General features: G+C 68.2%; 12 protein-coding genes. 6 read left to right on the forward strand and 6 right to left on the reverse strand.

The window, feature by feature from the left end; genetic code table 11:
• Positions 1-66: 66 nt before the first annotated feature.
• The gene (locus tag LWW89_RS12270) at positions 67-1,710 is read right to left on the reverse strand and encodes a fatty acid--CoA ligase (protein ID WP_293264556.1); all 1,644 of its coding nucleotides are present in this window, start codon (positions 1,708-1,710) and stop codon (positions 67-69) included.
• Positions 1,711-1,968: 258 nt separating this feature from the next.
• Here LWW89_RS12270 and LWW89_RS12275 point away from each other — a divergent pair, with 258 nt between their 5' ends.
• Positions 1,969-2,982 (forward strand): AraC family transcriptional regulator, encoded by a 1,014-nt coding sequence (locus LWW89_RS12275; RefSeq protein WP_293264558.1) that lies wholly within the window; start codon positions 1,969-1,971, stop codon positions 2,980-2,982.
• Between the two features lie 223 nt (positions 2,983-3,205).
• Entirely contained in the window at positions 3,206-3,970 is a 765-nt protein-coding gene (locus LWW89_RS12280) for a sulfite exporter TauE/SafE family protein (protein WP_293264560.1), read from the forward strand.
• 9 nt (positions 3,971-3,979) lie between these two features.
• On the opposite strand, the gene LWW89_RS12285 is transcribed toward LWW89_RS12280, so the two are convergent.
• A complete protein-coding gene (locus tag LWW89_RS12285) occupies positions 3,980-4,642 on the reverse strand; it encodes a DNA-3-methyladenine glycosylase (RefSeq protein ID WP_293264562.1) in 663 nt (220 codons plus the stop codon).
• Between the two features lie 50 nt (positions 4,643-4,692).
• Here LWW89_RS12285 and mobA point away from each other — a divergent pair, with 50 nt between their 5' ends.
• The 3 genes from mobA to LWW89_RS12300 all read left to right on the forward strand — a co-directional run bounded on the left by mobA (position 4,693) and on the right by LWW89_RS12300 (position 9,540).
• Complete coding sequence (gene mobA, locus LWW89_RS12290; RefSeq protein WP_293264564.1) at positions 4,693-5,379, forward strand: molybdenum cofactor guanylyltransferase MobA; 687 nt, start codon at positions 4,693-4,695, stop codon at positions 5,377-5,379.
• A gap of 286 nt (positions 5,380-5,665) precedes the next feature.
• Complete coding sequence (locus tag LWW89_RS12295) at positions 5,666-6,910, forward strand: HDOD domain-containing protein (RefSeq protein ID WP_293264566.1); 1,245 nt, start codon at positions 5,666-5,668, stop codon at positions 6,908-6,910.
• A 17-nt stretch (positions 6,911-6,927) separates the two neighbouring features.
• Complete coding sequence (locus tag LWW89_RS12300) at positions 6,928-9,540, forward strand: EAL domain-containing protein (RefSeq protein WP_293264568.1); 2,613 nt, start codon at positions 6,928-6,930, stop codon at positions 9,538-9,540.
• Positions 9,541-9,607: 67 nt separating this feature from the next.
• Here LWW89_RS12300 and LWW89_RS12305 read toward each other — a convergent pair whose 3' ends face one another.
• The 4 genes from LWW89_RS12305 to LWW89_RS12320 are packed head-to-tail and all read right to left on the reverse strand — an operon-like array spanning position 9,608 to position 11,726.
• Entirely contained in the window at positions 9,608-10,027 is a 420-nt protein-coding gene (locus LWW89_RS12305) for a GIY-YIG nuclease family protein (protein ID WP_293264570.1), read from the reverse strand.
• An 11-nt stretch (positions 10,028-10,038) separates the two neighbouring features.
• The gene (locus tag LWW89_RS12310; RefSeq protein WP_293264572.1) at positions 10,039-10,614 is read right to left on the reverse strand and encodes a hypothetical protein; all 576 of its coding nucleotides are present in this window, start codon (positions 10,612-10,614) and stop codon (positions 10,039-10,041) included.
• A 1-nt stretch (position 10,615) separates the two neighbouring features.
• Complete coding sequence (locus tag LWW89_RS12315; RefSeq protein WP_293264574.1) at positions 10,616-11,083, reverse strand: hypothetical protein; 468 nt, start codon at positions 11,081-11,083, stop codon at positions 10,616-10,618.
• Between the two features lies 1 nt (position 11,084).
• Positions 11,085-11,726, reverse strand: coding sequence for an MBL fold metallo-hydrolase (locus LWW89_RS12320; protein ID WP_293264576.1), 642 nt, complete (start codon positions 11,724-11,726; stop codon positions 11,085-11,087).
• 413 nt (positions 11,727-12,139) lie between these two features.
• Here LWW89_RS12320 and LWW89_RS12325 point away from each other — a divergent pair, with 413 nt between their 5' ends.
• Entirely contained in the window at positions 12,140-12,445 is a 306-nt protein-coding gene (locus LWW89_RS12325) for a hypothetical protein (RefSeq protein ID WP_293264578.1), read from the forward strand.
• Positions 12,446-12,492: the final 47 nt, after the last annotated feature.

A 12,492-nucleotide genomic window follows, 5' to 3' on the forward strand; every position in this document is an offset into this window, starting at 1 on the left:
CCGCCCCCAGAACCGCCGCCTTGCGTACTACTAGTTTGCTGGTCTCGCTCATGGTGCAGGGTTCCTTCATTTGACGAGTTGTTCGCGCATGGCGCGCTTGTTGAGCTTGCCCACGCTGGTGCGGGCCAGGGCGTCCACGAAGCGGACGTTCTCGGGCACGCCGTACTTGGAGATGTGCCCCTGGTCGGCGAAGGTCTTGACGTGGGCCTGGATGTCGGCGGCTTCCACCTTGCCGGCGAAGTCGGGCTTGAGCACCACCAGGGCCAGGGGGCGCTCGCCCCACTTCTCGTCGGGCACGCCGATTACCGCCACCTCGCTCACCGCCGGGTGGCGTCCGATCAGGTCTTCCAACTCCAGGGACGACACCCATTCGCCGCCGGTCTTGATCACGTCCTTGATGCGGTCGGTGACTTGCAGGTAGCCGCGTCCGTCGATGTGGCCGATGTCCTGGGTGTGCAGCCAGCCGCCGTCCCACAGGTGCTCGGAGGCTTCCGGGCTGTGCAGGTAGCCCTGGGTGAGCCAGGGGGTGCGGGCCACCACTTCGCCGGCGCTCTTGCCGTCATGGGGGCAGTCGTCCATGTGGGCATCCACGGTGCGCAGGGCCACCAGGGGAACGGGACGGCCGGTCTTGACCCGCACCGCCACGCTGGCGTCGGCCTCCGCCTCCAAGTCGGTGGCGTCGAGCTGGGCCAGGGTCAGGATGGGACAGGTCTCGGACATGCCGTAGCCGGTAAAGACGTCGATGCCGCGCTCCAGGGCGGCCTTGGCCAGGCCGGTGGTGAGGGCCGAGCCGCCGATGATGACCTTCCAGTGGGACAGGTCCACCTGCTTGCCGTAGGGCGTCAGCAGCAGCATGTGCAGGATGGTGGGGACGCAGTGGGAGAAGGTGATCTTTTCCTTTTCGATCAGCTTGAGGATGGCCTCGGGCTGGTAGCGCCCGGGATAGACCTGCTTCACCCCGGCCAGGGTGGCGATGTAGGGCACGCCCCAGGCGTGGACGTGGAACATGGGCGTCAGCGGCATGTACACGTCGTCCCGGTGGAAACGGCCTTGCTTCGGTGCCAGGGCGATGGCGTTGCACACCGCCAGGGTGTGCAGCACCAACTGGCGGTGGCTGAAATAGACGCCCTTGGGCAGGCCGGTGGTGCCGGTGGTGTAGAAGGTGGTGGCCCGGGCGTTCTCGTCGAAATCGGGGAAATCGTAGTGGTCCGGGCAGTCGGCCAGCAGGGCCTCGTACTCGCCGGCGAAGCCCGCCGGGGGAGCGGGGTCTTCGTCGGAGAGCAGGACGATCTTCTTCACCGTGGCCAATTCGCCCTTGATCTGCTCCAGCACCGGCAGGAATTCCCGGTTCACCAGCAGCACGTCGGCCTGGGCGTGGTTCAGGGTGTAGAGGATCTGGTCCGGCGACAGGCGGATGTTCACCGTCTGCAGCACCGCCCCCAGCATGGGCACGCCGAAGAAGCATTCCAGGTAGCGGTGGCTGTCCCAGTCCATCACCGCCACCGTGTCGCCGCCCTGGACGCCCAGGCGGGTCAGGGCGTGGCCGAGGCGGTGGATGCGCCGGGCGAATTCCCGGTAGGTGAGACGCCGCTTGTCCGCGTAGACGATCTCCTGGTCCGGCGCCACGGCCAGGGGCGTATGGAGCAGCTGCTTGATCAGCAGCGGGTAGGTGTAGGCGGAAGGGGTGACCTGGATGGGCTGCACGGACATGGGCGTGTCTCCAAATTCGTTCTGTTTATCGCCTGTCGGGCCGGCGTGGGCGCCTGGAAAACATGCGCATCGCGCCGCCCTTGGCGGTTTGCGGCACTATGAGCCGCTTGCCTGAACTGCACGGGCGAAATCGCAAAAATCCCGAAAAACCGTGGACTTCTCGGTGGATTCTATAAATCTGCCGCCTCCGCACCGATAACCGGTTGCGCCGAAATACTTGCATAATCGGCCAAACTTCCTGCGGCACTGCACAACACCATGGCGTTTGACGACTCCGCTTCCAGCACCGTTCCCATGTCCTTCGTCCACAGCCTGCTGCGGGGCACGCCCCTGGCGCCGGCGGCCCAGGCGGACGCCCTGTCCCGGGCCGGGGTCTCCCCGGCCCTGCTGGGGGCGGATACGGCCCGGGTGACCACGGAGCAGTTCGCCGCCCTCTACCAGTTGCTGGCGCGGGAGCTGGACGACGAACTGCCGGGCATGTTCTCCCGGCCGGTGCGGGCCGGAGCCTTCAAGTTCCTGTGCCTGAGCCTGATGGAATCGGCCAACTTGCAGACCGCCCTGTTCCGCTTCACCCGCTTCTTCCACCTGGTGCTGGACGACTTCGCCATCGAGCTGGCCCGCCAGGGTGGCCTGGTGCGCATGGCCCTGATTCCCCAGACGCCGGCGGCGCCGGCCAACACCTTCGGCCAGGAGATCATGCTCAAGCTGATCCACGGCGTGGCCTCCTGGCTGACCGGCCACCGCATGGTCATGGCCCGGGTGGATTGCGCCTATCCCCGGCCGCGCCATGCCTCCGAATACGGCTTTCTCTACCCGGGACCGGTGCATTTCGACCAGCCGGTGTCCGCCCTGCATTTCGAGGCCAGCCAGCTGGCCGCGCCGATCCGCCAGGACCGCCGTTCCCTCAGCACCTTCCTGGCCCGGGCGCCGGGGGACTGGCTGTTCGTCTCGTTCAAGGAGCACCCCACCAGCCAGCGGGTGCGCGAGCTGCTGCGGGCGCGGCTGTCACAGCCGCCCACGGCCGGCGCGGTGGCGGCCGAGCTACACCTGTCGCTACGCACCCTGACGCGGCGCCTGGCGGACGAAGGGACCACGTTCCAGTCCCTCAAGGACGAGTTGCGCCGAGACACCGCCATCCACCGCCTGACCACCGGCGACACGCCCATCGCCGCCATCGGCCAGGAGGTGGGCTTCGAGGACCCCAACACCTTTCACCGGGCCTTCCGCAAATGGACCGGCAGCACGCCGGGGGCCTATCGCCTGCGGCGCTGAGCCGGGTTCCGGCCGGGGCCGGCAGGCGCCAATCCTGGATACAAGCCATTCCACCCAGCGGGGCCACCGCCCTCCTCCGTAAATCCCCGGATTGCCGGCGCCATGGAAGGGAGTAAGGTCCTGTCCTCAGGCGTTCCGGCCCTGCGGTCACGGGCGCCGTTGCGGCCTATTCCCGCGCTTCCTTCGCCTTCCACACTTTTTACCGGCTTTGGCCCCCGCTCCCGTGCTCGACGATCACCTTCTGCTCGCCCTCACCCTGGTCCTGGTCGGCTTCGCGGCCTGGGTCCACGGTTTCATCGGCATCGGCTTCCCGCTCATTTCCACCCCGACCCTGGCGGCAGTGACCGACCTGAAGACGGCGGTGGTGCTGACGGTGATCCCCAACATCGCCCTCAACACCATGTCGATCCTGCGCGGCGGCAACCTGGGGGCCAGCCTGCTACCCCACTGGCGGCTACCCTGCTACGTGCTGCTGGGCAGCCTGGTGGGCACCCATTTTTTGATTGGCATCCCCGGAGCGCCACTCAAGATTCTGCTGGCGGTGATGATGCTGGTGTCGGTGGCGATGAACCGCATCAAGGGCTTCGACTGGGGCTTCATCCGCCGCTCGCCGCGCACCTGGGAGGCGGTGGCAGGCCTGACCGGCGGCCTGCTGTCGGGGACGGTGAACGTCTCGGTGCCGCCGCTGGCCATCTATTTCATGGCCCTGGGCCTGGCGCCCACGGCCACCATCCAGATCTTCAACCTGTGCTTCATCGTCGGCAAGCTGACCCAGGCCGGCTCCCTGGCTGCCGCCGGCGAGATCGGCTGGAGCGACCTGCCCGGCAACCTAGGGTTGACCGTGCTGGCGGTGGGCGCCCTGCTGCTCGGCATGCGCCTCCAGGCCCGCACCTCGCCGGCCCAGTACCGGAAGTATTTGAACCTGTCGCTGGTGGCCATGGCCCTGCTGCTGCTCGGCCAGGAAGGCTGGCGCGCCCTGGCCCGCTAGGGCGGGCTGTCAGTACTCCACCGGCAAGGGGTCCAGGCTGCGCCACAGGTACCAGGTGGCCACGGTGCGCCAGGGGCGCCAGCGTTCGCCGAATTCGGCCAGCTCGGCCAGGGATGCGGCCTCGCCGGCGAAGTAGTGCAGCCTGATGGCCCGGACCAGCCCCAGGTCCTGGAGCGGATACACGTCCGGGCGCAGCAGGTTGAAGATCAGGAACATTTCCGCCGTCCACCGGCCGATGCCCCGCACCCGGGTCAGCTCGGCGATCACCGCCGCGTCGTCCATGACGCGCCAGCGGCGGGGGTCCAGTTCCCCGTCGTCGAAATGCCGGGCCAGGTCGCGCAGGTAGTCGGCCTTGCGCCGCGACAGCCCGCAGGCGGCCAGCCCGTCGCCCTCCACCGCCAGCACCTGGGCTGGCGTGGGTGCCGCCGCTGCACGTCCTTCGACCTCCGCCAGCCGGGCGACGAAGCGCCCCCACACGGCGTCGGCGGCCTTCACCGAAATCTGCTGCCCGACGATGGCCCGGGCCAGGGTGGTGAATGGATCGCCCCGGCACACCAGGCCGCCGCCATGGCGCTGCACCAGCCCGGCCATGACGGCATCGCCGGCAGCCAGCTCCCGGACCGCATCGTCCCAGTATGCAGGCGTCGTCCGCTTCACAGGCACCGACTTCATTTCCCGCCTCCTTGCCCATCCTTGCCGGAAAAGCCGGCTACCATCCGCCCATGACGATCGACACCCGTTCCACTTCCCATCTCCCGGCCGCCGATTCCACTATTCATCGGGTCGCCGGCCTGGTCCTGGCCGGCGGCGAAGGACGCCGCATGGGCGGCCAGGACAAGGGACTGCTGCCCTACCATGGCGTTCCCCTGGCCCTCCACGCCGCCCGGCGCCTCGCCGCCCAGGCGTGCCCGGTGCTGATCAGCGCCAACCGTCATTTGGAAGAATACCGGGGCTTCGGCTACCCGGTGGTGCAGGACACCCTGCCCGGATTCAACGGCCCCCTGGCCGGCATCCTGGCCGCCATGGCCGCTCTCGACACCCTGGCAACGGAGGGTGAGCCCCCCGCCTACCTGGCGGTGGTGCCCTGCGACACCCCCCATTTTCCCGCCGACCTGGTGCCGCGCCTGCTGGCGGCGGCCTCCGGCGGAAAAGCCGTCGTCCACGCCGCCGCGGGAGGCCGGGACCACTACGCCTGCGCCCTGCTGCGCACCGACCTGGCCGCCGACCTGGCGGCCTATCTGGCGGGCGGAGGACGCTCGATCCGCGGCTGGTATGAACGCCACGGGGCGGCCACTGTCATATTTGCCGACCCGGACGCCTTCGCAAACCTAAACAGCCCCGATAGCCTCTTGGCGGCGGAAGCGGCGGAAAAAGGCAAAAAACCCCAGGGAAAAACGCAAAAGCATTGACGCAAATACATGACCAAAATCAAACAGCTAGGCCTGTTGCGCGTCTAACCTTGCCTTGGCCCGCATTGGTGTTTCCGAGCCTTCGCGTTATTCTCTGGCGAAAAGAACTCAGGCGGCATCCTCACTCGCTTCCGGCACCATGCATTCCGTTTGCACCCGCGCCCCGGCGCACAACAACAACGATTACGACGATTTGGCAGCGGCGTTGACCGGGCAGTATCCGACTTTCACCTTCCGGCCGGGCTTAGCCGGGTAAACGCGGAATTTAGCGAGGAATCCAGTCATCGTGACGACCCGATACGCCTTCCTGCGGCCGCTGCTCGCCCCGAATCTGGCCTGGGCGGCCATCGACCTGGCGCTGGGCGCCCCGCAGGATTCACCTTCCGCCCCTATTTCCCCCAATCTCGTCGCCGCGGATTTTGGCGACGCCTTCGGCCCGACCCGGGCGACCCGTTGGCCCGTGCTGATCCGGGGCCTCCACCCGGACGACGACGCCGGCGCCCCCGCCCGGGCGCCCGCCGGCTACGGTCGGGAACAGCCCCTCACGCCGTTTGCCGTCCCCCTCCCGGCCGACCCAGCGAACCCTGCCCCAGCCCGCATCGCCGCCCTGGCCGATGCCGGCCTGATCGCCGCCCTCTGGCACCGGGAACCGTCCTCCTTCAAGGCCCTCATCGACGGGCAACTGCCCGGCACCGGCTGGGACGTGGTGGATGCCCAACTGGCCCGAGACAGCATCTCGCCCCACCTGCTGCTGCATTTCCGCGAGGAAGGCCGGCCCCTGGTGGGGCTCCAGGTAGCCAGTGCCGATCTGTTCGACTGGTGCGCCAGCCGCGGTTTCACCCTCCTCGGCGCCGAATTCGTCAGTCGCCCCGAGGTGGACCCCCACTCCCCCGCCGATCCGACCAAGCTCAAACTGCTGCGGTTGCTCTCCCTGGTGGTCCAGGACGCCCACACCAGTGAGCTGGAAGAAGTGTTCCGGGGCGAACCGAAGCTGCTCTACAACCTGCTGCGGCTGGTCAATTCGGTGTCGGTGGGCAGCCCCACCAAGGTCACCAGCCTGTCCCAGGCCCTGCTCCTGCTCGGCCGGCGCCAGCTGCAGCGCTGGCTGCAACTGCTCATCTACGCCAACCAGTTCAGCCAGCCCCAGCAGCCCAATCCCCTGCTCAAGCAGGCCGCCTACCGGGGAAGCCTGCTCGAAGGGCTGCTCCACAACGCCATTGCCCAGAGCAACGCCGAGGAATGCCCGGACTGCGCCTACATGGTGGGCGTGTTCTCCCTGCTGCCCACCCTGCTCCACCTGCCCATGGCCGACATCCTGGCCAACCTGCCCCTGCCCGAGGAAGTGGCCGCCGGCCTGCTCCACGGCGAGGGCATCCTGGGCTGGGGGCTGGGCATCGTCGCCGCCGCCGAACAGGGCGACTTCGACATCGGTACCAAGGCCCTGGCCCAGGCCGGCGTCGATCCGGTCCAGTGGCTGCGCATCCAGCAGCAGGCGTTCGGCTGGACCAGCCAGCTGGACACGGACAACTAGGCCGCCGCACCGCGCCCATGCCCTCGACCCGGATCACCGTGGCCCCCGAACTCGACCCGATTCCTGCCGCCCTGGCCACCCAAGCCGCCCGCATCGGCGACCTGGATTTGGCCGGGCGCCTGGCCGCCGCCCTGCTCGGCGGCAACGGCGCGCTGCCGGACGAACTGATCCGCGCCCTGTGTTGCAGCGCCCTGGAAAGCCCCGACGGCTGCTTTGTCAGTTGCCTCGACGACCTGGCCGCCGACGACGCGGCCGCCCCCCGGGGCGCCCTGGGACCCGAAATCCGCTTCGCCGCCTACCGGGACGCCCTGCCCGCCCCCTGGCGCCAGCTGTTCCGCCAGGCCCTGGAAAGCGGCCTGCCGGTGGTGGCCGACGGCCACCTGAGCGATGACGGCATCCCCCGCCTGGGCGTGACCCTGCGCCACGGCCCGGCACCCCTGGGCATGGTCGGCGTGGCCGGCCGCCCCGGCGGCTACAGCGCCACGGAACAGCAGCGCTTCGCTGCAATCGCCGGCCTGCTCGCCCAGGGGCTGGAGGTGCGCCGGCAGTTGGCCGAGCGCCAGGCCGAGCTGGCCCGCAGCGAAGCCAAGGTGGCCCACCAGAGCCTGATCCTCGACCAGATCCACGATTCGGTCCTGACCCTGGACCTGTCCGGCTTCATCACCGGCTGGAACAAGGGTGCCGAGCGCCTCTTCGGCTACACCGCCGACGAGGCCCTGGGCCGCCACATCCTCTTCCTCTACGCCGACGAGCGGGAGGAGGACGAGATGTTCAACGCCTTCCTCGAAGGCAACCAGCGCGAGTTCGAGGTGCGCGGCCGGCGCAAGAACGGGGAAGAATTCTGGGCCAGCATCACCCTCTCCCTGGCCCGGGACGGCCAGGACCGGCCCCAGTCAATCATCGGCTACCTGATCGACATCACCGACCAGCTTTCCGCCCAGGAAAAACTGCGCCTGCACGCCCGCATCTTCGAACAGAGCAGCGAGGCGGTCGTGGTGGTGGAGCGCGGCGGCAACGTGGTTTCGGTGAACCGGGCGTTCACCGAGATCACCGGCTTCCGCGAGGACCAGGTGCTCGGCTACCCTCCGCGCATGCTCCTGGCCCTGCGCGACGACCCGGAAGCCACCGCCGTGGTCGAAGCCGCCCTGGCCGCCACCGGCACCTGGCAGGGCGAGCTGGAGGACGAGCGCAGCAACGGCGAGCGCTACCCGGCCGGGGTGTCCCTGGCCTTGGTGCGCAACGCCAGCGGCGAGGAAACCCACCGCTTCTTCGTGTTTTCCGACCTGACCGAGCGCAAGGCCCACGAGCAGCAGGTCTACCGGCTGGCCTACTACGACAGCCTGACCGGGCTGCCCAACCGCTCCCTGCTGTTCTCCCTGCTCGCCCAGGCCCTGCTCGAATCCCAGCGCCGCCAGAGCCACGGCGCCCTGCTGTTTGTCGACTTGAATCGTTTCAAGACGGTGAACGATTCCTACGGCCATGCCGCCGCCGACTCCCTGCTGCGCGACGTGGCCGAACGCCTGATCCGGACGGTGCGCGCCGAGGACGTGGTGGCCCGTCTGGGGGGCGACGAGTTCGTCATCGCCCTGATGGACATCGCCCACCGGGACGACGCCGCCCGGGTGGCCTACAAGATCCACGACGCCCTGGCCCTGCCCTTCGTCGCCGGGGACGGCAGCCGGGAGGAAGTGCGCATCTCGGCGGCCATCGGCATCGCCCTCTTCCCCGACGACGGCCGCGACGCGGAAACCCTGCTGCGCCACGCCGACGTGGCCATGTACCGGGCCAAGCAATCCACCGCCGACGGCTTCCTGTTCTATTCCCAGGAGATGAACCGCCGCTCCCGGGAACGCCTCAAGCTCGAAGGCGCCCTGCGCCGGGCCCTGGAACAGGGCGAGCTGAGCCTGCACTTCCAGCCCCAGCTATGCTTGTCCACCCAGCGCATCGTGGGCGCCGAGGCCCTGCTGCGCTGGCGCCACCCCGAGCTGGGGCCGATCCCGCCGGCGGAATTCATCCCCCTGGCCGAAGAAACCGGCCTGATCATCCCCATCGGCACCTGGGTCATCAACGCTGCCTGTGCCCAAGCCCACGCCTGGCAAAAACAGGGGCTGCCCCAGGTGCGGCTGGCGGTGAACCTGTCGTCGCGCCAGTTCCTGCCCGGGCTGCCCCAGCAGATCAGCGAAATCCTGACCCGCCATCAGTTGTCCGGCGACGTGCTGGAACTGGAGATCACCGAGTCGATGCTGATGCACAACACGGAGCGGGTGGTGGCGATGATGGAAGAATTCCAGCAGGCCGGCCTATCCCTCTCCCTGGACGACTTCGGCACCGGCTATTCGAGCCTGTCGTACCTGAAGCGCTTCCCCATCGACAACCTGAAGATCGACCAGTCCTTCGTCCGCGGCCTGCCCGAGGACGCCAACGACTCGGCCATCGCCCGGGCCATCATCGGCATGGCCAAGGCCCTCAAGCTGTGCGTCATCGCCGAAGGGGTGGAAACCGAGGCCCAGCTTCGCTTCCTGGCCGAAGCCGGCTGCGACGAGATCCAGGGCTACCACTTTTCTCCCCCGCTCCCCGCCGACCAATTCGCCGCCCTGCTGCTGCGGGTGAACGGCCCGGCCGGCCAGTAAATCCGGCTCCGACGCCTGGCCCGTTCCGGCATGTCCGCCGGAGTGTAGCTCGCCATTGTCCGCGTCCTCAGTCCGGCTTTTTTTCCCCCAGATAGCGCAGGTGGCTGACACAGCCTGCCTTGCAGTCGCTGGCACCGAAGCCGGGCGCCACCACCGTGCCGCCCACGGCCCGGTTGGCGGCGCACTCGGCCATGGTCAGCCGCTCCACCGCCAGCACCGCCGCCTCATCCCGGGCCAGCAGGTAATCGATGTGCCAGCGCAGGGGCTTGGGCCGCTCCGCCGTGCCGCGCCGGCAATGGCGCGCCACCCGGGCCTCGAAATTGCGCCGGGCCGAGCCGGTATAGACGTAGTCCCCGGCCGGAAAGAGAAAGGTGCCGAGCCGCCCCACGGTCACGGATAACGGAGCGGCCAACCGGATGTGCAGGCGGTAGGTGGTGGGGGCCGCCGGCCCGCCGTCCGCCACGTTGCCCGCCACGTTGCCCGCCATGGCAGCCGGCCTTAGCGGAGGCGCTCCGCCGCCGCCCACAGGTCCTGCCCCGCCAGGGAGGCCTCCCACCGCCCGTAGCGCTCGCGCCAGCCCTGGAAGGGTTGCGACAGGGACTGGCGCGGGTCTTCGCTGCGTCCGTAGGCCATGCCCTCGATGAACCAGGAGGGCGTGAACAACCACATTTGCAGGGTGCCCAGCCGCTCGTACTGCAACACATGGATCAGTTCGTGGCGGACATAAAAGGGCTGCCAGCCGCGCTTGGCCATGACCACCCCCAGAGGCCCCACCGTGATGCCGGCGGCGCCCGCGAGACCGAAGGCGCAGGAACACTCGTCGGTGCTGCAAAACACCACCGTCGGCCGGCGCTGGATCGACCCCAGCTCGCGCCCGACGAAGGCCTCGGCCTCCGCCAGCAGTGCCCGCGCTTCGGGCAGCCGGGCGGGGTCGTCGATGCACAGGCGCTCCTGGGTGCAGGCCACTCCGTTCAACTCAGGCGCAACCAGCCGCAAGGGCTTCACCGCCGCCCAAGCGATGGCCGGAATGGCGTGGGCGAGAAAAACGATGGTGGCGGCGTGTCTGAGCTTCATGTCAAGGGCACAGCCGCGACTGCCATGCTTCATAAGCAGCAATGACGGCAGGCAACAAGGGTTTTTCTGTGCCGTCATCAAGGATCACGATGATCTGTGCCGCCTCCGCGAACACACCTTCTCCGAAAGGAGCGGAAAAAAGGCCTGGCGTCATCGAAAGATTGTCTACCGTTGATACGTCACGAACCAGCACTTTTGTCAGCTTTGCATGTTTGGACACGTCGGCAACATCGCGGATGAATTTAATTTCATCGCAAACAGACTGCATATCGTCGCGAACGCCCTTCAAGCGGTGGTTCATCACTTGACGGGTATCTGCGGGCTTCCCTTCCTGGGCCATATAGTCAGCAATATGGTTCAAAACAATTGCGGCGAGCATGCCTCGCCGCAGATCAAGCGGGAACTTGCAAAATTCTGCAACGGTTGGCTCAACAACAAGACGAAAGAAACTTACCGGATCCGACAACATTTCAGCCGGCCCGGCCGCTGACGAAGGGGTTGTCGGCCCGCTCGTCGCCGAAGGTGGACATGGGGCCGTGGCCGGGGATGAAGGCCACGTCGTCGCCCAGGGGGAAGAGGCGCTGTTTGATCGAGGCGATCAGGGTCTGGTAGTCGCCCTTGGGAAAATCGGTGCGGCCGATGGAGCCGGCGAACAGCACGTCCCCCACCAGGGCCAACCGGGACGGCGCGTGGAAGAACACCACGTGGCCCGGGGTATGGCCCGGGGTATGGATCACCGCCAGGGTCGCGTTGCCCACGGTCACCGTGTCGCCATCGTTGAGCCAGCGGTCGGGCAAAAAAGCGTCGGTGTGGGGAAAGCCGAACATCTGGGCCTGGCGCGGCAGGCCGTCGAGCCAGAAACGGTCCTCCTCCTGGGGGCCTTCCACCGGCACGCCGTAACGCTCGCGCATCGCCACCGTGCCGCCCACGTGGTCCAGGTGGCCGTGGGTGAGCAGGATGCGCTCCAGGGTCAGGCCGTGGCGCTCCAGGGCGGCGGCGATGCGCTCCACATCGCCCCCCGGGTCCACCACCGCGGCACGGCGGGTTTCCTCGCACCACAGCACGGTGCAGTTCTGGGCGAAGGGGGTGACCGGGACGATCTCGAACTTCATGGACGGGCTCCGAAGATGGCGGTGGGCGGTGCCGAGCCAGGGCAGCGATGCCGAACCGTGGCCGGGTCGGCATTGTAGCCTGTAGCCCGCCTTTGCCGCCCCGCCCGCCAACCCCCACCAACCCCCACCAACCCTTTTGGTGCATCGCACGGCATCCTGGCCCGCGCCATGCACCAGGCCGGCACAGGTGCTCCGGTCCTCGGCCGCCCTTCCTGGCGCGGTACGCCCCCAACATTCCGGCGCCATCCCCCGGCGGGAACGATGCAGCCAGGGCAGCGCAGCCCCGGAGCCCTCCGATACACCGGGCAACTATCTTATTGGCATGGAAATCGCTGCATGTCAGGCATCACTTTCCGATACGCGGCCGGGTCCACAAGGCCCGCGTCCCTTCCGCCCAGAACCAAGACAATGCCATGGACGCCACCCCGCCCGATCCCCTCGAAACCGCCCGCCTGCTGGCCCGCTTCAAGCTGCATGTACGCCGCACCCTCGACCAGTCCGTGAACCTGGAGCAGTTGGCCAACGACCCGGCCTACGCCAAAACGAGGCTCGCCGAGATCGAGGACGCGGCCGAGGACGAAGACCTGCTGGTCATGGTCCTGCGTCTGCGCGCCCTGTTGCTGCCGCCTCCCGTAGCAGCCGCTCCGCCGCCCGCAGCCCCGGAGCCCGCTGCCCCCCAGGAGACCCGCAACTACAAGTTCGGCGCCCGCTCCTGGTAGGGCCACGCGGCGCCTTCCGGGTCGCCATGCCCGGAGAGCTCGGCGAC

This window comes from Oryzomicrobium sp. (assembly GCF_021287045.1).
Taxonomy (GTDB): domain Bacteria; phylum Pseudomonadota; class Gammaproteobacteria; order Burkholderiales; family Rhodocyclaceae; genus Oryzomicrobium.

Excerpts from the sequence above, each read along its gene's own strand:
- LWW89_RS12270 (WP_293264556.1), bottom strand. The coding sequence starts at position 1,710 with ATGTCCGTGCAGCCCATCCAGGTCACCCCTTCCGCCTACACCTACCCG.
- LWW89_RS12325 (WP_293264578.1), top strand. The coding sequence starts at position 12,140 with ATGGACGCCACCCCGCCCGATCCCCTCGAAACCGCCCGCCTGCTGGCC.
- LWW89_RS12305 (WP_293264570.1), bottom strand. The coding sequence starts at position 10,027 with ATGGCGGGCAACGTGGCGGGCAACGTGGCGGACGGCGGGCCGGCGGCC.
- LWW89_RS12315 (WP_293264574.1), bottom strand. The coding sequence starts at position 11,083 with ATGTTGTCGGATCCGGTAAGTTTCTTTCGTCTTGTTGTTGAGCCAACC.
- LWW89_RS12310 (WP_293264572.1), bottom strand. The coding sequence starts at position 10,614 with ATGAAGCTCAGACACGCCGCCACCATCGTTTTTCTCGCCCACGCCATT.
- LWW89_RS12320 (WP_293264576.1), bottom strand. The coding sequence starts at position 11,726 with ATGAAGTTCGAGATCGTCCCGGTCACCCCCTTCGCCCAGAACTGCACC.
- LWW89_RS12285 (WP_293264562.1), bottom strand. The coding sequence starts at position 4,642 with ATGAAGTCGGTGCCTGTGAAGCGGACGACGCCTGCATACTGGGACGAT.
- LWW89_RS12275 (WP_293264558.1), top strand. The coding sequence starts at position 1,969 with ATGGCGTTTGACGACTCCGCTTCCAGCACCGTTCCCATGTCCTTCGTC.
- mobA (WP_293264564.1), top strand. The coding sequence starts at position 4,693 with ATGACGATCGACACCCGTTCCACTTCCCATCTCCCGGCCGCCGATTCC.
- LWW89_RS12300 (WP_293264568.1), top strand. The coding sequence starts at position 6,928 with ATGCCCTCGACCCGGATCACCGTGGCCCCCGAACTCGACCCGATTCCT.